General features: G+C 39.5%; 17 protein-coding genes. 1 reads left to right on the forward strand and 16 read right to left on the reverse strand.

The features are described 5' to 3' along the window. Nucleotides 1–233: 233 nt before the first annotated feature. The 12 genes from EAL87_RS02380 to EAL87_RS02435 are packed head-to-tail and all read right to left on the reverse strand — an operon-like array spanning nucleotide 234 to nucleotide 21,063. Complete coding sequence (locus EAL87_RS02380; protein ID WP_120912817.1) at nucleotides 234–1,913, reverse strand: bifunctional chorismate-binding protein/class IV aminotransferase; 1,680 nt, start codon at nucleotides 1,911–1,913, stop codon at nucleotides 234–236. Beyond that, complete coding sequence (locus EAL87_RS02385; protein ID WP_120912818.1) at nucleotides 1,914–2,786, reverse strand: DUF2156 domain-containing protein; 873 nt, start codon at nucleotides 2,784–2,786, stop codon at nucleotides 1,914–1,916. It lies immediately after the preceding gene. Between the two features lie 12 nt (nucleotides 2,787–2,798). After that, on the reverse strand, nucleotides 2,799–3,089 hold the full coding sequence (locus EAL87_RS02390) for a chorismate mutase (RefSeq protein ID WP_120912819.1): 291 nt from the start codon (nucleotides 3,087–3,089) through the stop codon (nucleotides 2,799–2,801). Between the two features lie 4 nt (nucleotides 3,090–3,093). Next, nucleotides 3,094–4,311, reverse strand: a complete 1,218-nt coding sequence (lysA, locus tag EAL87_RS02395; protein ID WP_120912820.1) for a diaminopimelate decarboxylase — start codon at nucleotides 4,309–4,311, stop codon at nucleotides 3,094–3,096. Nucleotides 4,312–4,358: 47 nt separating this feature from the next. Then, nucleotides 4,359–13,076, reverse strand: a complete 8,718-nt coding sequence (imaA, locus tag EAL87_RS02400) for an immunomodulatory autotransporter protein ImaA (protein ID WP_120912821.1) — start codon at nucleotides 13,074–13,076, stop codon at nucleotides 4,359–4,361. A gap of 53 nt (nucleotides 13,077–13,129) precedes the next feature. Further along, entirely contained in the window at nucleotides 13,130–13,603 is a 474-nt protein-coding gene (locus tag EAL87_RS02405) for a DUF4149 domain-containing protein (protein ID WP_120912822.1), read from the reverse strand. A gap of 12 nt (nucleotides 13,604–13,615) precedes the next feature. Further along, nucleotides 13,616–14,134: a pimelyl-ACP methyl ester esterase BioV gene (gene bioV / locus EAL87_RS02410; protein WP_120912823.1), complete on the reverse strand. Its 519-nt coding sequence runs from the start codon at nucleotides 14,132–14,134 to the stop codon at nucleotides 13,616–13,618. 2 nt (nucleotides 14,135–14,136) lie between these two features. Then, complete coding sequence (locus EAL87_RS02415) at nucleotides 14,137–15,789, reverse strand: AAA family ATPase (RefSeq protein WP_120912824.1); 1,653 nt, start codon at nucleotides 15,787–15,789, stop codon at nucleotides 14,137–14,139. Further along, a complete protein-coding gene (mtaB, locus tag EAL87_RS02420; protein ID WP_120912825.1) occupies nucleotides 15,776–17,032 on the reverse strand; it encodes a tRNA (N(6)-L-threonylcarbamoyladenosine(37)-C(2))-methylthiotransferase MtaB in 1,257 nt (418 codons plus the stop codon). The genes EAL87_RS02415 and mtaB overlap by 14 nt, the downstream gene beginning before the upstream one ends. Next, entirely contained in the window at nucleotides 17,029–18,600 is a 1,572-nt protein-coding gene (locus EAL87_RS02425) for a mechanosensitive ion channel family protein (protein WP_120912826.1), read from the reverse strand. The genes mtaB and EAL87_RS02425 overlap by 4 nt, the downstream gene beginning before the upstream one ends. Then, a complete protein-coding gene (gene aroB / locus EAL87_RS02430; protein WP_120912827.1) occupies nucleotides 18,591–19,622 on the reverse strand; it encodes a 3-dehydroquinate synthase in 1,032 nt (343 codons plus the stop codon). Before aroB ends, EAL87_RS02425 begins: the two co-directional genes overlap by 10 nt. 4 nt (nucleotides 19,623–19,626) lie before the next feature. Then, entirely contained in the window at nucleotides 19,627–21,063 is a 1,437-nt protein-coding gene (locus EAL87_RS02435; protein ID WP_162972538.1) for a COG3400 family protein, read from the reverse strand. A gap of 56 nt (nucleotides 21,064–21,119) precedes the next feature. Here EAL87_RS02435 and tgt point away from each other — a divergent pair, with 56 nt between their 5' ends. Next, complete coding sequence (gene tgt, locus EAL87_RS02440) at nucleotides 21,120–22,235, forward strand: tRNA guanosine(34) transglycosylase Tgt (RefSeq protein WP_120912829.1); 1,116 nt, start codon at nucleotides 21,120–21,122, stop codon at nucleotides 22,233–22,235. Nucleotides 22,236–22,358: 123 nt separating this feature from the next. Here the strand turns inward: tgt and EAL87_RS02445 are convergent, their stop codons facing one another. From EAL87_RS02445 to EAL87_RS02460, 4 genes are read right to left on the reverse strand one after another with little or no spacing between them, the layout of a single operon-like run. After that, complete coding sequence (locus EAL87_RS02445) at nucleotides 22,359–23,345, reverse strand: lipid A biosynthesis lauroyl acyltransferase (RefSeq protein ID WP_120912830.1); 987 nt, start codon at nucleotides 23,343–23,345, stop codon at nucleotides 22,359–22,361. Next, the gene (gene waaC / locus EAL87_RS02450; protein WP_120912831.1) at nucleotides 23,342–24,352 is read right to left on the reverse strand and encodes a lipopolysaccharide heptosyltransferase I; all 1,011 of its coding nucleotides are present in this window, start codon (nucleotides 24,350–24,352) and stop codon (nucleotides 23,342–23,344) included. Before waaC ends, EAL87_RS02445 begins: the two co-directional genes overlap by 4 nt. Beyond that, entirely contained in the window at nucleotides 24,349–25,803 is a 1,455-nt protein-coding gene (locus tag EAL87_RS02455) for a Ppx/GppA family phosphatase (RefSeq protein WP_120912832.1), read from the reverse strand. Before EAL87_RS02455 ends, waaC begins: the two co-directional genes overlap by 4 nt. Before the next feature lie 9 nt (nucleotides 25,804–25,812). After that, nucleotides 25,813–26,064 (reverse strand): YfhL family 4Fe-4S dicluster ferredoxin, encoded by a 252-nt coding sequence (locus EAL87_RS02460; RefSeq protein ID WP_120912833.1) that lies wholly within the window; start codon nucleotides 26,062–26,064, stop codon nucleotides 25,813–25,815. Between the last annotated feature and the right edge of the window lie 45 nt (nucleotides 26,065–26,109).

Consider the following 26,109-nt stretch of genomic DNA (forward strand, 5'->3'; position numbering starts at 1 on the left):
CCTTGTTTTTTGATGAGAGCTCCTACAAACCCTCTACTTGAATTTATAAAATAATTGTGTAAACGGATTTATAATGAATATGAAAACTTTAATTATTATGATTATTGTGGGCGAGTTTTAACTTTTTTGCTCCATTGGGTAACCTATTTTTAAAAAATGAGGTTTTAGCCGCTCTGTTTTTATGGTTATTTCATTTTCACTTTTTATGGTTATTTCATTTTCACTTTTTATGGTTATTTCATTTTCACTTCCACTAAGCCATATAAAGCATTGATGCAATAAATTTTGTCCGCTCTTTGCAAGTCTTGTAATTTTAAGCTAGCATGCTCAATAAGACCCTTTTTTAACAATCCCATAACACCCGTCCCGCTCAACGCGCCCGCGCTAAAATAAGGGGTTAAAAGCTTGTTATGGATTTCTAAAACAAGATTGCTCCTAGCGCCCTCAGTGAGTTCTAAATTTTGGTTATAAAAGATTTCATCAAAAATAACGCCTTTTTTAATGAGCGCTCGAGCGTTTTGATAAAAAGGGGCGTAAGTGGTCTTATGGTATAAAAAATCGTTGTGTTTATCAATGGGGGCTTCACTCAAACGGATTTCTAGGCTTTTTAAAGGCTCTAAATTTTTGTATTCTTTAATGAGCTTGCCCTTTTTATTGAGCAAAACCCTTAAAACCCCTTCTTTTTCCAATTCAAAGTCTAAAAGATTGTCATCGTATTTAAAGTTAAAGTATTGGGCGCTATGCATTAAGCGTTCTTTATGAGCGTTTTTATTCTTAATCTCTAATTTTTGATCCTTTTTGATAATTTTCATCGTCTCTACAATCTCAAATTCTATTTTGGGCATCACAAAAAAGGATTTTAAAAAGCTTTCTTCATATTCCTTTGACGCTTTACTTTGATAAGTTACCCCACTCCCTACCCCTAAATGCAAAAAATTTTCATGCGCTCTTTTTTCTAAAGTGCGGATAGGCACGCTAAAAAGGGCTTTTTTTTCTCCAACCATGCCTATCGCCCCGCAATACACCCCCCTAGGGCGTTTTTCTAAATTTTCAATGATTTGCATGGTTTTGATTTTAGGGCATCCGGTCACAGAGCCGCAAGGGAACAACGCCTTAAAAATCTCAAACAAGCTGGTTTTTAGGGGCAATTTCGCTTCAATCTCGCTTATCATTTGATACACGCTAGGCAAGCTGATGATTTCAAACAATTGATTGACTTTCACGCTGTTTTTTAAGGCTAAACGGCTCAAATCGTTACGCAATAAATCCACAATCATCACATTTTCGCTTCTGTTTTTGTCATCATTTTGCAAAAACAATCGGTTTTTTTCATCTATCAAGGGGTTATTTGAGCGAGCGATCGTGCCTTTCATGGGTTTTGTAATAATCTTAATCGCTGTGTCCAAAAACTCTAATTCAAAAAACAATTCCGGCGAAAAGCTTAAAACACTCCTAAACTCATTTTCTATCAAAGCCTTAAAAGGCGTGTTTTGGTTGTGCGCTACCTCGCAAAAAACGCGCTTCAGTTTGGCTTTAGTGTCTAAAAATAAATCCATCGTGAGATTCACTTGATAGGTATCGCCGTTTTTTAAATGTTCTTTAACGGCTTTAAACTGCTTGAAATAAGTTTCTTGATCTAAAGGGCTGTGGATTTTAGGGTAAAACGCATGCTCTTTTAAAGGCTCTAAAGAATATTTTTTTCTTTCTAAAAATTGTTCAAAATACAAAAAAGGGGTTTGGCTTTGAAAATTTTCATCTAAAAACGCTAAACGCGCTTCATACAAAAGATACCCCACAAAATACCCATCCCCCCTATTTTGAGAGATGAAATCCAAGGCGTTTTTAAGCTCGTTAAGATTAGTGGCGGTGAGTTTTTTAACGCTTTTTTGATATTTAAAATCCCCAAAAATCATTTAATTTCTAGCAACCGCTTCGTATTTGTCTATCAAAAAAACCGGGTTATAGCTCATTTTAGACCTTCTCAAGCCCTCTAATCCTAGATCTTCTTCTCTGTTAGCGTAAGTTAAATGGCTAAATTCATTCAAAAGCAATTGCTGGTTGATGATCTGATACGCGCCTGCAATATCTGCGCGGGCTTTTTCAATGTGAATGAGTGCGCTCTCTTCGTTTAAAACTTCTCCAAAACTAAACGAGACTATTTCTCCATTAACCCTAACCAACCCCCCTTTCACATCCAAGCTTTCATAATTTTCTAACACGCTTTGAATGCCCTTATTTTCGTTAATTAACCCTATATCATCGGTCTGGCTTTCTAAAAACCATTCTTGAAAGGCTTCTAGAACTTCCTTTTTATTTTGAGGAGAAATCTTTTCATAAACAAAATTGGCGTAGTTGGTTAGAAACTGGTTTAAGTGGTTTTTTTTCTTATGGTATTTTTTCCCTTTGAGCGCGATCAGTTCTTCAATAGAATAAACATAATCGCTCCTGTCTCTGTTGTAAGTGAAATCAAACGCCCCTACAAAATTGTCTTTCAAATCGTCTTTTTGCTCTAAAGTCAGGGAGTGGAATCTTAAATTTTTTTCTATATTCAAAAGCTCTTTCACGCATTCATGCGCATTCTTGCCGATAGGATAGAAATAAAAGGGTTTTTGATTTTCATAAGTGGTTTGAATCACCAAGCAATCCCTAATCACAGCCACTTGAATGAGCCTTGCGTGCTGCCATAAAAAGCAATTGGTAAAACTCACATCCGATAAAACGATTTTTTGAGTTTGTAAAAACCTTGAAAACAAGTCCTTATGCGCTAGGGTAATTTTTTCAAACATAACAACTCTCTTTTATTTTTTTAATTTTTTTAGGGCGTTTTCTTGAAATTTTCTAGAAATCTTAAAAACCTCTGCATAAAAACCCGTAAGAATTTCTCCATTCAAATGCTTGAAATCCCTCTGGCTGAGTCGTTTTAAAATTTCTTGCTCTCTTTTTGGGCAATAAATGGGGCTTTCTTGCTTGATGAGAGCGATTTTTAAAGCCACTTCTAAGCGTTTGTCTAAAAGATCGCTCAATCCATTATCCAACGCATCAATTTCAGCCCTTAAACTCTCTAAAAGACCATCCAAATTCTTTTGCATCTGATCAAACCCCTTTTAAGCCTTCTTCTTCTAACCGCCATAAATCTTCTAAAGCCTCTCTTTTTCTTATCACCCTGATTTTGTGATCTTCTAGGGCTAATTCTAAGAGTTTGGGGCGCGAATTGTATTGACTGGCCATGCTAGAGCCATAAGCCCCAACCTTCTCAATCGCTATTTTATCGCCTGGCTCTAATTCTGGCAAATGGGCATCTTTTAAAAAAGTGTCGCTGCTCTCACACACAGGCCCTACCACATCGCAAGGCGAGATCTTACGCCCTTTAGAGGGCGTTATAACCCTTATGGCATGCTTAGCATGGTACAAACTCGGGCGTAAAAAATCATTCATGCCCGCATCCACGATCACAAAGCGCTTGTTTTGAGCCTTTTTTTCATACAAAACCTGCGTGATCAATTCCCCACTCTCAGCCACGATGGATCGGCCCGGCTCACAAATAATCGTCAAATCCAAGCCTTGAAGCGTGTTTAAAATCCCTTGCGCGTAATCATAAAGCTTGATAGTCTCTTCATTTTCATAGCTCACGCCAATGCCTCCGCCCACATCAAAAAAACGCAAATCTATCCCTAGCGCTATCAAAGATTTAGCGATTTTGGCCACCTTTTGGCTCGCTTCTATAATCGGCTCTAAATCTAAGAGCTGTGAGCCGATATGAAAATGCACGCTAACAGGCTCTAAAAACGCGCTTTTTTTAGCCCAAAGAAACATTTCTAAAGCTTCTTTTTCTCCCACGCCGAACTTATTTTCTTTCAAACCGGTAGAAATATAGGGGTGCGTTTTAGCGTCAATGTTAGGGTTGATTCTAATGGAAATCCTGGCCTTTATCCCTAAAGACTGGGCGATTGTTTCAATCGTTGTTAATTCCATAAAACTTTCTACATTCAAAAATAAAATGTTGAGTTTTAGGGCTTGCTCTATTTCAAACGCGCTCTTACCCACCCCGCTAAACACGATCCTATAAGGCTTGATCCCAGCTTTTAAAGCCCTATATATCTCGCCTATGGAAACGCAATCTGCCCCACTCCCTAAATTCGCCAATAAAGAGAGGATACTCAAATTGGAATTCGCCTTTAAAGCGTAGCAAATCAAAGATTTACGCCCCTTAAACGCCTCTTTATAGCTTAAAAAAGCCTGTTTGATTTTGTCAAAATCATAGAGGTAAAAAGGGGTTTTGTGAGTTTGAAACAGCTCTTCATAATTAAACATGGAAAAACCTAACCATAAAATTTGAACGAAGCATTATAGCAAAAAAGCTAAAACGCCACTCGCATGCCCACGTTCCCAGTTATATTAATATCTTGGTATTGCAAGCCCATCTTAAGCCCCACCCCCGCATTCACATACACCAAACGCCACAAATGCATCTCACCCCCTGTAACCACGCTCGCAAAAGTATTGAAAACTTCCCCCTTGCGATACAATAAAGCGTTTTCGCCCACAAAACGCACCGTATTGCCGCCTTTAGATTTGATCAAAAGATCCCTACCCAATCTCGCCGTTACAAAATAATAGGAATTTTGACCAAAATACTTACGGCTCTCCAACCCCATGTTGAGCGTTAAAACCGATTCGTTAGAGGGGTTTGAATGCATGAGAAATTGTTTGTAAGCGGCATCATTCATTTTGCCTTTCATCCCGCTCAAGCCTATGAAATGATAGCTCACGCCCACTTGAGGCTTTAACACCACGCTTTTTTGTTTGAACATGAAATCATAGCCGTAATTCCCGTTCACGCTCGTTGTCCAAGTGCTATAATGGTAGCGTTGGTTGATTACAGAAAGCAAGGGATTAGAAGAATTGATATTATTTGCATTGCCTCCATAAGTTTCATTCGCGCTCAAAGTGAATTCGTTTCTTTTTAAAAACGCTCTCGCATACATCCCCACATCCACATTATTACCTAAAGAATGCATGATATTCCCATTAAAGCCGCTATAGCCATAAGCCACATAACCCCCAAGGATCACATTTTTAACCAACCGATCATAGCCCGCATTCAAGCCATAAAGCGTGCCATTGCCTCCAGCAATAAAGCTCGCTCCCCCAATCCCTTGAACCCAAAGGTTATTTGGGTGTTTGCTAGGTTGAGAGTATTTGACAAAAACCTCTCCAGGGTTAGGATCGCTAAAACGCTTGTTTTTAAGCTCTAACAAGCGCTCAGAAAAAGCAGACTCTCCCTCTCTAGTCCTGAAATCAGAGAGTTTGGTCAAACGGCTGGTTTGTTGGGTGTAACTCGCCAATTCTAAAAGGTTGGTAGCGTTATCCCTAAAATTAGGGTTAGAAATCAAGCTCGCGGTGTTTTGAAGATCTTTTGTTACGCCTAAGATTTCATTCAAAGAGTGGTTTTCTAAATAAATCGGTGCAAAAAGCGGGTTTTCTTTCGTTTCCATCATCAATGTTGAAAGCCACTTGATAGCGCTATTCCCCCCAACAGCCTCAATTTGATTGAGCGCGCTTTGCCCTTGAATGCCTACAATGTAATCTTGTAAAGTAGGCGGGGTAAAGTCCATGATCTTGTTGCCGTAAGACATTTTAATCTGATCATGAAGAACAGAAAGGCTTAAAATGTTGTTTTGAGAAGCGTTGTTTGAGTCAGGCAGCGCTACGCTTAATAATAACCCCTTATCTTGTAATAAAACCCGTTGGCCCAAATAAGTCAATACGCCGTTTTTTTCTTCTATGTGGTTTCCGTTGATATTGATTAAGGTATAGAGCTTTAAATACGATTGCAAGCTATTAGGATTGATATTGTAATCAATGTAACGGCTGCTTTTTAATAAAGTGTAAGTCGTGTTATTGGCCATGCTGTTATTGACATTTATAAAAGGCGTTTGGGCGGTGTTGAGATTGATGATCCCCTCTGCTTGAATGAGCGGCATTGCAGGCGTTTGAGAATTTTCTAAATTGAAATTAATCGTTCCAAAATGATTCAAGGTCCCCCCCACTTCTAGCCCATAAATCCCGGTGCTTAAAGAAGCGTTTGAAGCGATTACTAAATTTTGAAGCGCCTCTATTTTTTGCGTGGCGTTGTTGTTAAACGCTCCTTGAATGTTTAAGTTATTCGTTACAAAGCTAGCGTTTTTCTCTAACACCGCTTGGTTGGAAATCGTGAGATTGTTGGCTTGGAATTGGGCGTTATTGTAAAGATACAGGTTTTTAATGTTGGCAGAGCCTTTAATCTTTGAAAAATCAACCACCCCATTAGCGTAAATATTGCCTGAAAAATTGAAATCATTCGCCGTAACCATCAAGCTCTCATCGTTATTGTTCAAGGCGATTGGCGCGTTATTTGACGCATTGCTAGAAGAAGAGTCATTAACGCTAGCGTTAAGCGTGCAAGGGTTTGTAGCGTTAGCTGCAGTTGGATCGCTTTGTTGCGTGCAACTAGCGTTGATAAAAAGATCGCCTTGAGACACGGAAACATTGTTATTAGCGGCGTTAATCTTAAGGCCGTTGCTCGCGTTAAGCGTGGTGATGTTAATGTTAGAAACTTGATTAGACAATAATTGAAGCGTTCCAGCGTGGTTAGTGAAAGCGATATGATTATTTCCGGCAAAAATGAGCGAATTTCCTGCGTTAAAACTGAGCGTGCCTCCATTGGCGTTAGAGAAAGTGGAATTTTGCACAAAAACATTGCCTTGCGCGTTGAAACTAAAATCCCCTTTTTGCCACACTTGACTCAAGCCATAGGGAGCGAAAATCCCCTTTTTACCAAGACTAGGGATCAAATCCCCCAAGCCTTGCTCATAAACAGACCCTAAGCCTTTAGCCGCTAGGACTTTGTCTAAAACGCTTTTAATCTGCTGGTTTTGCAGCAAGCTTTCTAAAGAATTGAGCGTGTCTTGGCCTAAAAATTCGCCAATCATTTGTTTGCCTAAAGCCGCTACATCGTTTTGTAAAGCCTTACTCGGTTTGACAATATCTTGCAACACCACGCTTATGACTTGCCCTATATCGTTAGCAGAAATAAAGCCAGTGATCTGATTGAACAACCCTTTTTTACTCAATAAATCATTGATGGACATGCTCCCTATAAGCTTTTCAGGGTTTTGCAAATCAATGCCCCCTAGTCCAGCTAACCCCCCCACTAACCCGGTCCAAAAGCCTAATTTCTGTCTGATCAAATCCTTAATCGCCGTATTCAAACCGCTATCATTCATGAGGTTATCAAAGTTATTCTGCCCCAAAAGCTGGCTTAGGGTTTGATTTTTTTGTTCAGGCGTTAAATACCCCCCAATCACGCTACCACTCCCTAGCGTATTTACTATCAAATTCCCTAATCCCCCGGCTTTATTAATGGATTGCACCGCCACTTCGCCCAAAATATTAGCGAGCCCAGCTTGATTGAAAACCTTATTAATTCCCTCTTGGCCTAGCATGCTAAAAATCCCATCGGTTTGTGAGCTTACGATATTAGCCTGGTTGAGAATGAGCGAAGTTTGGCTGTTAAAAGTTACGCTAGCACTCCCCCCAGTCCCCCATGCGTTCCCGCTCCCTAAAGTGCCGGTAAGATAAATTTCTTTAGCGTTAAAAGTCGTGTCAATATAGCCCAAATCAGCCGAGCTGGACTCCAAAAGCTGCCCTAAATAAGTGCCTCTAAATTTTTGGCACACAATGTCGGTGTAATCGCAAGGTGTTTGATAGCCCAAGCCCCCAAAAACCACCGCGCTATTGGTGTCTGTTTGCCCTATTTGAGTCGCTCCTATAATCAAAGCGCCGTTATTGAAATTTTGCACAACCGAATTGTTTGCGTTATCAATAAACTCGTTAATGTTTTTCCAATCGCTAGGCGTGATGAGTTTGGTGAGCTGGTTTAATGCGTTAGAATTTAAATTGCTCAAACTTGAAAGCGAAAAATCATTCCCTAATATCTTTTTGATTTCAGGGTAGAGTTTGAGTGCCATTTGCCCTAACGCTTTGATATTATTGAAATTATAGCCCTTGTTATAGATGTGTAACGCGCTAATAGGGTTGCCTTGCGCGTTATAGGTTTGCGAAATGACAGAAGAATCCGAGCTGATATTATTGTTTATGATGGTGTTATTGTTACCGTTAGCTTGATAGGATTGATTAGGGTCATAATAGCCTTTCACATTGCTTGTGAGGTAAAACACGCCTTGTGCATCATCGCTATAAGAATACACGCCATTAGCGTTGTTATAGACTTTTTGGTAGTTAAAGATTTCAGAGCCAATGCTATAAAGCGTGTTTTTAATACCTGGGATTTGAGAGAGCGTAACGCTTAGTTGGTTGTCTTTAAAACTCTCGGTGATTTTTAGGGCGTTATTAAGGGGGTTAGTGAAACTATAAGTTTGGTTGATAGCGTTATAGACCCCATCATTGATGCGCATGCCAAAGAAGCTGATACGCTCATACCAATTACTACTCATACCCGCTTGAATGATATTATACACACGATTTTTATTATCGTTTAGATCGCTTAGTAAATCAATGTTAGCGATATTCAAACTCCCTTGATCGCTAAAAACAAGCTGGCTGTTTTTCAAATTCAGCACGCTGTTATTGTTAGGGTTTAAGAGGTTGCCTCCCAAACTTAAGGGTGCTTTAATATCAAGGGCTTGATGGAAAGTGATGGGGCTTTGAGAAAAAGCGTTATCATAGAAATTAAACGCCGTGTTAGAGGCAATAGTGCTAGAGCCTTGAAAATCTAAAGAAGAGTTATTGCTTAAATTAAACTGCCCTCCTAAAGAGCTCGCTCCCTTAAACACGATAGAGGAATCACTCAAACTCGTAGTAATATTCGCTGAATTAAAATTAACCGCTCCGTTAAAATTAAGGTGAGAGCCATTACTCGCAATCAAGCTCGCATAATCGTTGATCGTGGCGTTGTTGGAAACATTAATGGCGCTTTGGTTGAGGTTGAGCGAGCTGGTGTCGTTTAAATTCAAACCGCCTTGAAGCTCTAAGGTTGAATGGTTGCTCGCATTAATTGAAGCGTTTTGAGAAAGATTGATCGCACTAGCTTGAATACTGCTTGTCCCCACTGAAACGCTTAAATTGGAATTGTTAAACGACACGCTATTAGCTGAAATTTGATACAAACCAGAGCTTAAATTCGTGCTGTTGGTGAAATTAATCGCATTCTTGGCATTGAATTTAAAAACAGATTGCGTTTTCCCCACATAGCCTCTAAAAGAGCTGTTAGAAAAATCCAGATTCAAAGCGTTGAAACTAAAATTAGGGTTGCCGCCATTTTGCGCCGTATCGTCTATAAAATAGGAGTTTTGAGCCTGAATGTTCGCGCTGTTAGAGACAAAATTCATAGACGAGCTTTGCGTGCCAGCGGCGCGGTTATACAAAGTCGCGTTCGTTAAAAGAATGCCTTGAAGCCCGTTAAAATTAAGGCTCGCGCCCCCACCGCTAGAAATGCGGTTCCCGCTTTCAATGCTTGCGGTAATGTAAATCTTTTGCGCTTCATAATTCCCTGTAATAAAGCCTATGCATTGCAAATTCCAGCAATGCCCGCTCGCATCATTACTCCCTGCTCCCTTATTGTCCCCAAAGCGGATGATCACATTAGATTGCGGTGCATCGCTTAAGCTCGTCCATATGCTTTTAGCCCCAAAAACGATCGCGCTGTTTTGCCCGGTGAATGTTTGAGAAAAATCCGCCTTAGTGAATGAGGTTTTCCCGCTCGCATAAAAATCAATACTCTTGTCGTAATAGTAAATGGTGTTGTTTGCATTCCCTAAATTATTGTTATAGCTGTTGGGCATGTAGGTCATAAAACCGAGAGCGTTTTGATAATATAAGTGATCCGATTTTTCCATATCCATATAATCAAACACCATGCCAACGCCCAAACGCCGGATAGAAATGCTGTTTGGTGAAAAAATCTCTTGGAAATTGTAGGTTTGGTTGTTGAAAGAATACACCACATCATAGACGCCATTACCCACGCTAGAAACGAGCTTTTCACTGCTAGCCCCATGCCCTTGGTAGTTGATGAGCTGCCATAGATTTTTACTGAAAGCGTTGTTGTATTCAATTTCTTTAGAAGAGCTTACAAGGGTGATAGGGTTGCCATTCGTGATAGCTTCACCAATATTAATCACCGAATGAGCGTTAAAAGTAATTTTCCCATCGCCAAAAGACAAAGGAGCGTTCAGGTTTTTTAAAGTGATGTTGTTTAAAGTAACCTGCCCTTTCACACTTGTATTCGTAGGGCTGTTAAATACCACATTATCAAAAGTTGCATTCCCGGAAATATTGACAGAACCGGTATTGTTAAAATTAGCGGTATTTTGAGAGCCATTAGTAGAGTTCCCAAAAACAGCGTTCCCAGCGATTTGCAAATTTGAATTAGCGTTAGTGAAATCCCCCATAAACGAAGTGGTCGCGCTAGAATTATTGAAATTAAAAGAAGCGCTGTAGTTAAAGTTAGCGTTATTGAACGAAGCGTTTTTTGCACTAATCTCAAACGAACCGCTATTGAACTGGTTGTTATTTGAAAAATTCAAGCTATCGCCGCTGAATTGGTAACTCCCTCCATTAAAGTTGGTGTTTTCAAAAACCGCTTGCCCCGCATTGAAAATAAATTTCCCGTCTTTGGCTTGGTTAGTGAAAGTTGCGCCATACACGGAAAGTTTGCCGTTAGAATTTAGACCATTCAAATTATAAGAACTATCCATGCTTTGCGTGGAAAAAGTCATAGAGCTTGAATAAATCCCGGCGTTATGTTGTTCGATCTTAGCGTTAGCGATATTGATACTATCTACCCCATTAAAGACCAGATTGGCTGCCCCACCGGTGCCTATACGATTGCCAGAACGCAGATTCGCTGTGATATACACATGATAAGCGCTATAAGTGCCGTTAGTCGTGCCTGTGCATTGGTAATAGGGCCAAGGCCCGCAATGCCCATTAAGAGCGCTCCCTGAAGTGTCCCCAAAAGACACCGTGTCGCTAGAAGAAACATTATGATCAGTCCATGTTGAGTTATACCCAATCACCAGATTACTATTATTCGCGCTAAAGGTTTGTTTAAACGAGTTGGTGTAGCTCCCCCATATTTGAACGCTCGGCAAGTAATAAGTCCCGCTCTCTGTAAAATTTTGGGATTTGGGGATGTAATATTTATGGTTATACCAAGGCATGTCAGCATTAATATAATTTGAAGCGGATAAGTCAAATTGTGATCCGCTGATTGTAGGGGGTGGCGTGTAAGTCCCGCTCTCTAAAGCTTGGATAATAATGGAATTAGGGCTAAAAGTTTCTTGTAATTTGTAGATAGTATCCCCTATTTTGTAGCCCACTTGATAGACTTGCGTAGAGTTTGAGGAGGATTTAGGGGGCGAAGAGTCAGTATTTTTAGATGTTGTAGCGTTTCCGCTCAAAAGCTGCCCGGTAACCCCATTGTAAGTGATCATATCCCACAAACCTTGAGTGAAACTTTGCGGATCTGAAGGGCTTTCGCTCGTTTTTAGGGCGTTTGTCAAGCTGTTGATTGCATGATTTAAAAAACCGCTATAAGTGATCCCACCGCTAGAATTTAAAATCGTTACGCTCTTCTCACTGCCTAAACTTGTGAGGTTGAAAGTTGTCCCTTGAGTGAGAATGATTTTAGAACTCCCAAAATCAAGGGTTGAGCCATTTTTCAAGTCATTCTTACCGCTTAAAGTAACGCTACCGGTAACACTCATGTTGTTTGTATCAACAGAAGTGTTGAATGTCGTGTTGTTAAAACTCGCATCTTTTTCTATAGTGATTTTACCGGTATTGTTGAAAGTAGCGTTATTAAAGGAAGCGTTTTGGATTGTTAGCTGGTGGTTTGAATTGTTAAAGGCTTGCTGGAAATTCACAAAGCCTTTAAGAGTGGTAGCGCCACCACTAAAAGAGCTGTTTTCAAACACAATTTGGGGATGCTGAACGCTTTGATTGGTTTGGTTATTAAAAGTAAAAGTCCCCCCATTAAAGGAGCTGTTTTGGAAAGTGGCTTGATTGTTGAAAGTGTATGTAGCGTTGTTGAAATTCGCACCATTAAAAGAGCTTACGCCTTTAAAATTAAAACTACCGCTATTAAAGGCGGTATTATTGGTAGCGCTAAATCCTTTATTGAAAGTGAATGCCCCCCCATTTAATTTCGCCCCGCTAAAAGCGGCGTTATCTTCAAAAGTGAAACTACCGCTTGCATTGCTAAAAGCCGTATTAGTAGCGTTAGTCGTCCCTTTAAAAGAATAGCTAGGCCCTGAAGTGGAGCAATTAGCCCCTATCCCAACGCTAGCTAAAGAACTGCAAGTATCCCCACTTAAAGAAACCGAATTAATGGTAATGGTGCTGTTAGCATTGCCTATATTCACTTGCGAAGTTTTATACGCGCTGATATTGGAATTGATATTGACTTTATTAGCGTTCAAGTTTAAAGTGGCTGTGCCGGTGTGCGTGCCAGCTCCCGATCCCACACGATTGCCCACTTCTACGCTGTTATTCACATTGATAGTCCCAGCGCTAAAAGTAACATTAGTATGCCCATTAGGATACCAAGAAGTGAAGCTATTCCCACTACTCGCACCTAGATTAAAGGTAGCGTTACTGCCTAATTCAATATTTAAATTCCCCCCATTATATTCCCCTCCGGTGTAGTTATACAGACCGCTTAAAAAATAAGTGCCGTTATCATTTTTTAAATTGGCTGTAATGTCTTGGTTGTTTTGAGTGTGGTAGTAATTAGCCGCATTACCCCCTGCCCAAGTTTTTGTGATGAGTTGGTTTCCTGTGTATTGTTGTGTTTTTTCCTCCCATTTATCGCAACTCCATAGAGCATACCATGGACGATACACGCATACCCTTTGGCTTTTTTCCCCCCAACTAAGCCCCAAAATATCCGTTCCATTCGCATACACCCCACTAGCAAACCCACCGAGCAATAAAGGTGCGAGCCATAAGGGACGCTTTAAAATGGTTTTTTGCTTGCGTGTTATCTTTTTTGGTTTCTTTTTAAACTTCTTCATTTAAATGCTACTTTCTTTTTCTCTAAATAGTAACTAAAAACTCTCTCCTTTAATCAAACCGCATTTTTCCCAAACAAACGCCAAAAAAACAAAGCGCACACCAGCACAAACAATTCCTTAAACAGCCATTCGCTTTGAGTGTGCAAGCGGGCAAATTCAGTGCTTTGAAGCACGGCTTCGCCTGCTTTTTGAGCGTTTAAAATATAAGGCGTGTAATAAAAAACAAAGAGCAAGCACAACGCCCCTATCGCCACGCCAAGGATCAAATACACTAACGATCTTTTAGAGTAGATAAACGAAACGATTTCATAAAGCAACACTATAAACCCCATCGCACCCAAAAGATAATTGAAACGCACAAAGATTTGCGCCATGAGTTTCCCGCTCTCAAAGGGAGTCAGATTCAATTCAGGTAAAATGCTTGAAGCTTTGAAAACAATGGGCGCGACTATCGCTCCTAGAATGATCAAAGAGCCGCCCAAAATGCCTAAAAGAAGCAAATACACCCCTAAACCAAATTTTTTCATCTTCCACCTTTTTTAAGATTTTTGCAACAAATGGTTACAATCCTTAAACTGCCACACTTGAACTAATGGCGTAAAAAACTCTAAAAGGGCTTGAATGTCAGTGATCCTGTCTTTTAACCCGATAAACACTTCAATCTTCACGCCTTTTTCTAATAAAAATCTAATTATAGGATCACTATACTTGTAATTCAATAAAAATTCTAATTCTTCTAAAGAACCCTCTTTTTTAAAACGCTCCAATCGGGCGTTCAAACCCACTGCTTGATAAAAGTTATCCATGTAATTTTGCGGATCTTTTTGAAACGAAGAAAGTTGCAAGCGTTTGAACGCCAAACTCTTATGCGCTAACATGCAAGGCGAAAACAATAACAAAGAATGGATGCGGCGCTGTTGTAAGATTTCATTATAAGCGTATTCTATCGCCTTAATCGCCCCCATAGAAAAGCCTGACACATCATAAGCCCCTTTTAAAAGCCACTCTTCAAACAAAACGCTTTCATTAATGAACCCAAAACCGCTAAAAAAACGCATTTTCACCCGTTCAACAAATCATACAAATGAGAATACTCTAAATACTCTTGCTCTAATAGTAGAACGCTTAATCGCTTGCAAGTCGTTACTTGGGGTTTTAAAAACTCCAATTGCTCTTCATAAAGAACGCTCAAAGACTCTTTTGTAGGGGCTAAAAGAAGCTCGCTGGCCATAAATTCATTCAAAAATTTCGCTTTTTGCAAGTCTTGTTTAGACAAACTATAACGCTCCTTATAGAGCAACTCTAAAATAATCGTCCCGCTCAAATACACTTTAATGTAATTTTTAATCTCGCTTTCGCTATGGATTTTATTTTCATTAAAAGCGATAAATTCCCCTAATAATGGCGCTTTATCAAATTCAATTTCTAGCCAATACGCGCTCAAGGCTTTCGCGCTTTGATACAAAGCGACTAATTCTTTTTGGTTTTCGTCTAAGGTTTGGGGCTTTTTCTTGCCGTAAGCGATCTTGTCTTTCACTTCTAAAATGTCGCTCTCAGTGATTTCGTTTCGTTGGTGTTTGAGGGCGTTTAGAGCGCTTTCATTGATCAAAGTCGCTAACATCGCTCCGCTAAAACCCACGCAAATTTTAGCGATCTTAAGATAATTGAGCGCATGCTTTTTGTTTTCTAAAAGCTTTTCTAAAATGCTCTGCCTTTCTAGTAAATCCGGTAAAGAAATGAAAATGCGCCGATCAAAACGCTTGCTCCTTAATAGCGCTTCATCCATCACTTCCATTTGGTTAGTCGCTCCTATCACCACCACCTCATCGTTTTGTAAAAACCCATCCATTTCGGTTAAAAGCTGATTGAGCGTGGCCTCTCTTTCATCGCTCCTATGCCCTCCCCTAGCCTTACCCAAAGCGTCAATTTCATCAATAAAAATAATAGAGGGGGCATGCCTTTTAGCGTGCATGAAAAGTTCATGCACTTTTTTAGCCCCAGCCCCCACATAAATTTGAGAAAACGCGCTCCCGCTCTCATAAAAAAACGGCACTCTGGCTTCACTCGCTAAGGCTTTAGCGATCATGGTTTTCCCCACTCCAGGAGGCCCGATTAAAAGCACGCCTTTAGGGAGAAAAATCCCTAAATCCTGGTATTTTTTAGGGTTTTTTAAATAATCTATCACTTCTAATAATTCTTCTTTGACTTCATCCACCCCTGCAATGTCTTCAAAACGCACCCCTAGCGCATCGTATCGTTGGAACGCGTTTTCTAATTCGTTTTTGTGCGCGCTTTCTAAACTCATTTTAGTATCCAATCGTTTAGGCAAGCGCCAAAAGATCCCAAAAAGCATGCTAGAAATGAAAAAAAGCAACGCTAAAAAGATTTTAGAAACCTTGTTTAAACTTTCTCGTCTTTCTATGGGCATGTTTTCTGGGATTTTATAAACTCTTAAAAAGGCTTCTTTGTTGGTTTTATAAAGTCCTTTATTGGCATAAAAATAATTTTCATCTTCAATTAGAGTTTGCTTAGGGTGGGATTGGATCACATAGAAAAAGTCCTTACCCGATATGAGCCTAGAAACATCGCTCAAAACCAAAAAAAGAAGCAAGCAAAAAGTAAGGATCAAAAACCCTAACGCCAACACAAGCGAGCGGTTTTTGATGCGTTTAAAGGGAGCGGTGAGGTTTTCTAAATTTTTAGAAAACGGCATGATTTTCCCTCTCCTTAATTTCATACTCTTTGATTTCTAAAAAACTAGCCCTTAAAGGCTTATCGCTTTTGATTTTAATGGGGTTGAAAAATTGATCTAAAGCTTTAAATTCGCCGTCTTTTTGCGCTTCCACTAAGGCTTTTAGGGGCGTATTGAGTTTGAGTTGCAATTGCCTGAACGCTTTATTTTTATGAAAAATCAAATCTTTGATCGCATTCAAACGCTTTTTGGAAACTTCTAAACTCACGCTATCAGTCATCAAGCTAGAGGGGGTGTCTTTTCGTTTGCTGTAAATAAAAGGGTGGATGTGCGTTAAAGGCAAGCTTTCTAAATTTTTAAACGCTTTTTCAAAAACGCTTCCGCTCTCGCCCGGATGCCCTACAATAAAATCCGTGCCAATAGCAAAATTCTTAGAAGCGATTGCCTCTAATAATTCCCTATCGCTTTTAGTGCGGTTTCTTCGGTTCATCCTTTCTAGCATGAAATCATGGCTGTGCTGTAAAGCGATATGCAAATGTTTTTCTAAAAAATCCTCTTCTAAAAGCTCTAAAAATTCATCGTTGATTTGATTAGGCTCTAAGCTCCCAATCCTTATGCGTTTTAATCCAGCAATCTGGCTTAATTTTTTAATCAACCTTGCGATATTGCTTCCTCTATCTTTCCCATAGCTCCCCACATTGGTGCCGGTTAAAACCACTTCTTGAACCCCTTTAGAGCATAAAAGACCCACTTGCTCTAAAATTTTCCTCTCTTCAAAACTCCTAGCCCTCCCTCTCACGCTTGGGATAATGCAATAATTGCAATCAAAATCACAGCCCTCTTGGATCTTGATAAACGCCCTGGTTTTTCCCACAAACTCGCTCACCATCGTGGTGTCTAAGTGCTTGTTTTCTAAAATGTCGTCTATAAAAAAACGCTTTTTTTCTTGTAAAAGCGCGTTAATCTTTTCTTTATTGTCATGCCCAAAAACGCCCTTTAAAAACCCTTTTTCAAAAAGCTCTTTGCCTTGGGTTTTCACCCCGCAGCCGGTAAATAGCACTTCTTTATTTAATCGCGCCATTTTTTTAGCGTAACTCCTTACCGCGCTATCGGCCCCATTGGTCACGGTGCAAGAATTGATCACAATAATATCGGCTTCTTGTTCTTCTAAAGTCGCGCTAAAATCTTTCAAATTTTCGCCCATCACTTGCGTGTCAAAAAGATTCGTCCTGCACCCAAAAGTTTTGAAATAGACTTTTTTCATTTTTGTTCCCTTTTATTCCCAAAACCATCGCCTAAGGCGTCAGCATCCACTTTAAGCAGCTTGCTGGTCGTATAAGCGATATGGATATTTTCTTCTTTCAAAAAAGCTTCAACGATTTCAGCCACAATCTTGCTCCTTAAAGACATGGTCGCATACGAATTGGTTTGATACCACACCGAGATCTTTATCCCATTATTTTCAGGCATCAAAAAGCATCGTGGTTTCACGCTCAAACTCCTTAAAGAATACCGGTCGCGCATTTTATTGAGCTGTTTATAGGTAATATCCGTGTATTCTTTAGACAATTCTGTAGCGATATTGAGCGCAATTTTAGAAGCTTTTTTAAAATCAGAATCAAATGTAACGCAAAAATCCACCCCATCCCAAACCGTTTTCATCCCAAAATGGCTGTAATTCGCGAACATGGTGGTGAAAATATAATTATTAGGCACAAAGATAATTCGGCCCGCTCTCCTGTTATTCGTGTAAGTGGTAAAGGTTACATCTTCTAAAATCGTAATGTGCAACATAGAAATATCCAACACATCGCCAATAAAAATATCCGTCCCCTTAGCGATACGCACCCTATCGCCCACATGCACGCTCCCTCCAATCAAAATAATAAACCACCCGAGCAAGCTCATGAACAAATCTTTCATCGCGATCGCTAAGCCCGCGCTCGCAAAGCCTAAAACCGTGACCAAGTAAGTAACGTTTTCTAAATAAGAAAAAAGAAAGATTAAAATGATCACGCTCACATTCACGAAGTTAATGGCTTTATTCACGGTATAGACGCGCTCATTATTTTCAATGTATTTACTGGAAATGATTTTTAAGATCCAAGCAAACACCACGCTCAAAAGGGCTGCTAAAAACACATAAATCAATTTAAAAAACTGATTTTTAACTTGAGATTTAACAATGCTTATAGCCTCATCGCTGTCTTTTTGGAAAATCCCGATCGTGGTTTTTAAAATGTTTTGAGCCCCTTGCAATTCCAGGCGTTTGGCTTGAGTTTGATAAATTTCATCGCTTAATTTCGCGCTTTTATCCAAAGCGTGCCACTGATTTAAAAGCTGGTGTTTTTGATCTAAAAGCCTTAAAACTTCTTCTAAAGCAGTCTGGTTTCTTTTAAGATTTTCATGCTTTAAATGCATGCTTTTAATGAAAGAAATGCCATCAATGATCGCAATAGGGTTAGCGATATTAGGGATATTGGGGATATTGGGGCGCTCTATCAAATCCTTAAAAGGATTGACCCCATAGCTTTCAAACATTTTTTGCTGGGATTCTAAAGCCTTTAGGGTGTGCTCTAAAGTGCTAATCTTTAATAAATCCTTGCTTTTTTTATTTTTTAAACGCCTTAACTCCTGCCTCACGCTCTCTTTTTCGGTATAAATTTGGTTGTAAATCTTATAGTTTTCAAATTTTTTCAACCACACGTTATCGTCTTTGGCGAGTTTTTTATCCACCAAAGCCATTTGTTTTTGTATGGACAATAATTCTTGGCTTTTATCTTCTGCTTGTAAAAACAAAAAACAAAAGAATAATAATACCCTTAATGCCATTTTTCTAACACCTTTAAAATCGTTTCTTTAGGGATATGAGAGGCAATCTCAAACGCTCCAACGCCTTTAGGCAGAATGAATTTGATCGTCTTATTTTCGCTTTTTTTGTCTAAAAACAAGCGTTCGTAAAATTTTTGAATATCTGTGATTTTGTAATGGAATATCAAACCAAATTTTTTCAATAAATTTTCTATGCGTTCGTATTCTTTTAGAGTGAGCATGCCTAAAGAAAGGGCTAAATCATTCGCCATGTGCATGCCAATAGCGATCGCTTCGCCATGCAAAAATCGCTCATAATCAGTCTCTTTTTCTATCGCATGCCCAAAAGTATGCCCATAATTCAACCCAGCCCTGATATTTTGCTCTTTTTCATCTTGCATAATAACTTGAGCTTTGATATTGACGCTTTGAAAGATTACTTCTTCTAAACAATCTTTTAAATCCTTTGTTTCCAATCTTTCTACCAAATTTTTATTAAAACACACCGCCATTTTAATGATTTCAGCCACCCCTGCTTGAAATTCCCTTTTTTCAAGGGTTTTTAAAAAAGCTAGATCAATATAAACCGCTTTAGGTTGGTGGAACGATCCGATTAAATTCTTGCCATAAGGCGTATTGATCCCTGTTTTCCCCCCCACGCTCGCATCCACTTGAGAAAGTAAAGTCGTAGGGATATTAATAAAATCAATCCCCCTAAAATAAATACTGCTCGCAAACCCCACCATATCGCTTACCACTCCCCCACCAAGGGCTATCATTAAAGAATGGCGGTTTAATTGCATTTCAAAGGCGTTGTTTAAGATGCGCTCTAATGAATGAAAATTCTTGTATTTTTCCCCGGACTCTATCACGCACACTCTGACTTCTAAGGCGTTCAAGCGCTCTAATAAATACGATAAATGCAACCCGGCTACGATGCTATCGCTAATGATGAGCGCTTTTTGTTTCAATTCCATTTTGGGCAATTCCCCCAAAAACACTTTATAGCTTTTTTCTTTTAAAGGGATTAAAATTTCTTGCATTCTTTCACTCCGCTATGGGGATAAAAATTTGAGGGTTATCATCGTTTAAAAACGCTAATTTTTCCACTTTAGTGGATAAAAACCACCAAAAGCGCGTGTGCGTGATGCACTCTTCAAAAGGCATGAAATGCAAAATGGGATTTCTTAAAGAATTGAGATACATGATAGGATTTCTAATATCGGTTTGAAAAATCTCAATCTTGCGGTTGAGCGCGTTGGCTAAATTTTCATAATGATTGACAATTTCGTTTTTATAGCGCTTGTTAGGGTCAAAATCATAGAGCAACAAGCCCAAATCCATCTGCATAGACACGTCAAAAATCACTGAAGACATGTCCTCATTAATATCCAAGCTTTCATTCAATACCACCACGCTTTGAGTGGTTTTAGACAAGCCGGAAGTGTTGGTTTTATAAACCGGGGTGGCTGTTTTATGCAAGGCTCTTCGGTGTTTTTTAGATAAAAAAAGCTCTCTGCCTACCACGATCAGGCCCATTTTTTTCTGGTGGTCTTCATGGAGTTTTTGGATAAAACTTTTCCCATAAAAATCAAAATTCACTTCAATGCTTTCGGTTTCTAGCGCTAAAAATTTATGGTAAAACTTAGGGCTAGTGGGGTGTAAAACCTGAATGTAGAGCTTGTAGCTCTTTAAATGTTTGTGCAAAAACAAGGCTTGATACACATCGCGCATCATCGCTTTTCGGCTCTGTAAGCGCATATCAATGTATAAATAAATGCTCTTACCAAAGGGGGCTGGGAACTGCCCCACATTGCTTTTGACTTGATGATACACCGCGTTTAAAATTTCCGGATTGCCCGCCACTAAAAGAATGTCTCGTGGTTGGATAACCAAAGATTTAGTGGAGAGCAACAAAACATCGTTGCGATAAAGCCCTACAATTTTGTATTCTTTTTGCCTGATAGAGCCAATATGCCTGTAAGCAAAAACGCTCCCAAAAGGCACATCAATTTCCATGATCTCGCCCTTGCCTAACCCAAACTCTCTAGGGGTGCTAGGGATATTAGGCAAACGAGAAATGAATTTATTGGCTAAAACTTCAAATTCATCAATCAAAATAAGCTTTTCATCTTTATTTTCTCCATTATTTTCTAAAGCTTTTTCACCATCTTTTTTCACGCTCAAAACCACGCGCATGCGTTTGAAATGGGTCTGAATGATTTTATGGATGATGCGCTGTTCTTTAAAATCTTGTATGATTAAAAACGCATCGCTCACCTCATCGTTTAACACTTGCAAGAGCCTAAAACTAGAAGTCGCATCAAAACAATAAAAAGCGAAAGTGCTCGGGTAATTTTTAGGGATAAGGCTCTCATCTTTGACAACCACTATATAAAAATTATGATTAGAATAATGCCTTAGCACCAAGTCTAAAAAATTTTTTGCTACAATGCCATCTAAAATAAGGGCGATTTTTTTCAATTCCAAACTTCCTAAAAAATGATTACGCCATTATATCCAAGATTAAGGCTTAAACAATGGATTTTCAACTCCAAGCTATTGATGATAACGCGCGAGCTGGTCTTTTAAATTTAGCCCATTCTCAAGTAGAGACACCCATTTTTATGCCCGTAGGCACGCAAGGCTGTATCAAATCTTTAGACGCTATGGATATGCAAGAAATTTTAGGCGCTAAACTCATTTTAGCCAACACCTATCACATGTATTTAAGACCGGGCGAGGAAGTGGTTGAACAATTAGGAGGCTTGCATCGTTTCGCTCAATTTCAGGGGAGTTTTTTAACCGATAGCGGAGGGTTTCAAGCCTTTAGTTTGAGCGGCAATGTTAAATTGCAAGAAGACGGGATTGTTTTTAAATCCCATATTGATGGGAGCAAGCATTTCTTCACGCCCGCTAAAGTTTTGGACATTCAATATTCTTTAAATAGCGATATTATGATGGTTTTAGACGATTTGGTGGGCTTGCCCGCTCCCTTAAAACGCCTTGAAGAATCCATTAAAAGAAGCGCTAAATGGGCGAATCTTAGCCTAGAATACCACAAAGAAAAAAACCGCCCCAACAACAACCTTTTTGCCATTATCCAGGGCGGGACGCATTTGAAAATGCGCAGCCTTAGCGTGGGATTAACGCATGGGGGCTTTGATGGCTATGCGATAGGCGGTTTAGCGGTGGGGGAAAGTGTAGATGAAATGCTAGAAACGATCGCACACACCGCCCCCTTACTCCCTAAAGACAAGCCTCGCTACTTAATGGGCGTAGGCACGCCTGAAAATATCATAGACGCTATCAGTTTGGGGGTGGACATGTTTGATTGCGTGATGCCCACCAGAAACGCCAGAAACGCCACCCTTTTCACGCATTCTGGCAAAATTTCTATCAAAAACGCACCCTATAAATTGGATGATACGCCTATTGAAGAAAATTGCGCTTGTTATGCTTGCAAACGCTACTCTAAAGCCTATTTGCACCATTTATTTAGGGCCAAAGAACTCACCTACGCTCGTTTAGCCAGCTTGCACAATTTGCATTTTTATTTAGAGCTGGTTAAAAACGCCAGAAACGCTATTTTAGAAAAGCGGTTTTTGAGTTTTAAAAAAGAATTTTTGGAGAAATACAACTCTCGCTCTCATTGAATGATGGAATACAAAAATACTAAAAAGCGTTTTTTACCATCAATGACAAAGAACTTGCAAAGCAAAATAAAAGTTTTTCTTAAAATAAGACTTTAGTTTTCAGTTTTTGATTAAAACAAAACCCTACCTTTGATAAATCTCAGGGTGGGTGCTTTTAAAACGCCTATGGAACCAAAAATAACTTTCCGGATGCTTTCTGATCACTTCTTCGCACAAACTCGCTTGGGCTTGCGTGCATTCTAAAATATCCTTTTCAGCGTTATCGGTGATTTTAGATCGAATGCTTTCATAATAAGTCGCTGTGTAATGCGAATAATCGTCATTAAAATCAATGAATACCGGCTGGATGTCTATATTGTAACGGCGCGATAAAATAGAAGCGATCGTGGTGTGCGTAGCGTCTTTATTGAAAAATTTCACCACCACCCCATCTTTAGGCACGACATTTTGATCCACTAAAATCCCCACAAGGCCGTTGCCTTGATTATACATTTTAATGAGTTCTTTCATCGCTCCCACTTTATTGACAAAACGCACCCCAAACGCCTCTCGCCTACTCATAATCATGTGATTGATGGGGGCGAATTTAGTCAAACGCCCCAAGCACCCCCTACCATAATCCTCATAATATTGCGCTAAAGTCGTGCCTACCGCTTCCCAATAGCCAAAATGCATGCATAAAGTGATCGCTTGGCCTTCCTTGTTTAAAGACTTCCACACGTTTTCTTCATTGATGAGCGTGAAACGAGCGTCGTATTCATCTTTAGGGATAAAGATCACTCTAATGGTTTCTAAAATAATGAAAGCAAAATTTTCATAACCCTTTTTGATGATTCGTTTTTTCTCTTCTTCGCTTTTAGAATCCCCAAACACAAAATCCAAATTGGCTTTAGCGTCAAAATAACGGTGCCTATCAAAAGTTCTCATCAGCCACGCCACAGCCTTAATGCACCTTAAAAACCACGAATGGGGCATTTTAGCCAAAACAAACCCCAAAATATTCACTAAAAATTCCACAATAAAAACGCTCAAAATGCGCAGTTCTGTTTTAAAACCCTTATCATCTTTGTTCAATATTTTTTCGTGTATGAGTCGTTCTTTGTAAGTCATTCTTTTTCCTTTAAAAGGTTTAAAACGCATTCTTTAATTTTTTTAGGCTCTATGTTTTGGATAGAAAAATCCTTTTTATGATAGCGGGCGTTTGAATTACCGGTGAGGGAAACATTGATCGGGCTTTCTAATTTAAAACGCTCCATGGGCGTGTTGCCATAAAGGGTGATGCTAGCTTTTTGCAACGCCCATGCTAAATGCGTAATACCCGTATCGCCCCCAATAATCAAATCCATTCTAAAGAGCAACGCCTTAACCTCGTTTAAAGTGAGTTTGGGGAGCAATAAAACATCGCACTGGTTTTTTAAAGCGCGATAAAGCGTAGTAGCCTTATCTTCATTAGCATGCCATAACAAGCAAATTTGAAAATTTTCTAGCATTAACGCTAACTCTTTAAAGCGCTCTATGGGGTAAGTTTTATTGATTTTAGAAGTTTCTAAAACAAAAAGGATTTTAGGCTTGTTTTGGTTCAAATTTAACGCATCAATTTTTGGAGAATCTTGGTAAGAAAACACTTTAAATCTAGAGCTTAAAACCTCTGAAATCTCTTTTTTGGGCAAGTTTAGGGCTTGAGAAAGGAGCGTGAAATTACGCTTTAAAACAGGCTCATCATAAGCGATAGAAACTTTTTGCGAATAAAACAATGCGCTCAAACCCTCTCTAGCCGAAGCGTAATCAAAGCCGACTTTTTTAGGGGCTTTCAACATTTGTGTGATGAGAGCGGATTTGACTAGGCCTTGCATGTCAATGATTATATCGTATTCATAAGCCCTTAAAGATTTAAAAAGTTTGAAAATCTTTAAAGGGTTAAAGGTTTTGAGCGCGCTTTTTAAAGCGATGGGGTGTAATTTATCAATATAAGGGGAATGCTCTAAAATCGCACCAAATCTTTCATCCACGAACCATTCTATTTGAGCATCAGGCAGACACTCTTTAATTGCCGCCAAAAACACCGCGCTCACGATAATATCCCCGAGCGCTGAAAGCCTGACAATCGCTATTTTCAAGCAAACTCTATCATCAAAGGAATGGGCTTAATGAGTTTAGGGAGCATTTCTTTAGCCAGGTAAAGCGTATCGTTAGAATGGATCACAAGCTTGTTTTTTTCTAGCGTGTATTTTAAATGATGGCTGTCTGTCAGACACAGATTTTCGGCTAAAGAAAGGATAAAACTCAGCCATTGCAAGGTTAAAAGGCTTGGCATCATCGCACTCATGTGGGCGATAGCGTTGTCTTTAGGAATTTTTTTATGGCTGAATTGAGCTAATAGGCAAATGATCGCTCTATCTTGGTGGCTAAAGCCATAACTCAAAGCGTTTAAAATAAAATACGCACTGTGCTTGTGGGCTAAATAGACGCTTAAAATCTTACCCATGCTCGCTAATTCCCCCGCAATCTTTAAATGGAAAAGGTATTTTTCATCTATTTTATGCAAAGGCAATAAGGCTTCAAACAATTTCACGCATTCTTTTTTGACCTTTTGGCTGTGCTTTTCATGGGGTAAAAAGCGATCTTTTAAAGAGATGAGAGAGGGGTTGATATTAGGGGGGAATTTATGGTAATGGTTTCGCAATAAATCGCTTAAAAACACGCCCTCCCTCACCCCTACGCCACTGGTGATCATTAAAGAAGTTTTTAAATGCTCCAAAACGACTGATAAAATCAACGCCCCGCTCCTGATGCTATCCAAACGCTCTTCATTCACCCCTAAAAGCCGTAATTGATCTTCTTTGAGCATGACAATCTTTTCAATGAACGCCAAATTTTTATGTGCATCTATTTCATAACCATGCAAAGAATCAATAGGGTAATCAAAGCGTTTCATGAGTATCTTACTCAAGGCCCTAATTGTCCCCCCCACCCCAAAGGCGTTTTTATGCTTAAAAGGCAGTTTAGAGACCTCTTTTTGGATAAAGGCTTTAGCCAATTTGACATCTAAATCTTTGTCTAAAAACATTTCTTTAATGCGAATCGTGCCGACATCAAGCGAGATTAAGTCCTTAATCTTGCCTTTTTCAATCAACGCGCACTCGGTGCTACCCCCTCCAATATCTATCGTGATCCCTGAATTTTTATGCAACAAATTCGCGCACGCGATCCCACCATAGAGCGCTTCTTTTTGCCCATCAATGATTTTGATTTGCAAACCGCAAGCCTTTTTCACCCTCGCTACAAACTCCAAACGATTAGGGGCATCGCGCACCGCTGAGGTCGCTACGCACAAGATCTTTTTGCTTTTGTATTTGAGGGCGATTTCTTTAAACTCGCTCAAGGCTTTAATGGCTCTTTGCATGGGGATTTCTTGCAAAACCCCCTTAAATGCATAACAGCCCTCTGAAATCCTAACCCTAGATTTAGTCTCAAAAAGCAAGTAAAACCCAAACTGGCTCGTCTTTTTAAAGATAGCCAAACGCACTGAATTAGAGCCTATATCAATCACGGTTGTGATTTTAGCCATTACTAGCCTTTAATCTTGCTCTTTTAAGCTTTCGTATTTGTATTTCAATTCCTCTGTGCTTTCTGTATTGTTAGGATCCGGTAGAATCGCATCTACAGGGCATACGCTCACGCAACTTGGCTCATCAGAATACCCATAACACTCCGTGCATCTGTCTGGGTCAATATTATAAATAGGATCGCCTTCTTCAATCGCCTCACTAGGGCATTCTTCTCTGCAAGCATCGCATGCAATGCATTCATCATTCACCAATAATGACATGACTAACTCCTTTTAAAAAGTTTGAATACGATTTTTACTCTAAAT

The sequence above is a fragment of the Helicobacter pylori genome, from assembly GCF_003636935.1.
Taxonomy (GTDB): domain Bacteria; phylum Campylobacterota; class Campylobacteria; order Campylobacterales; family Helicobacteraceae; genus Helicobacter; species Helicobacter pylori_CH.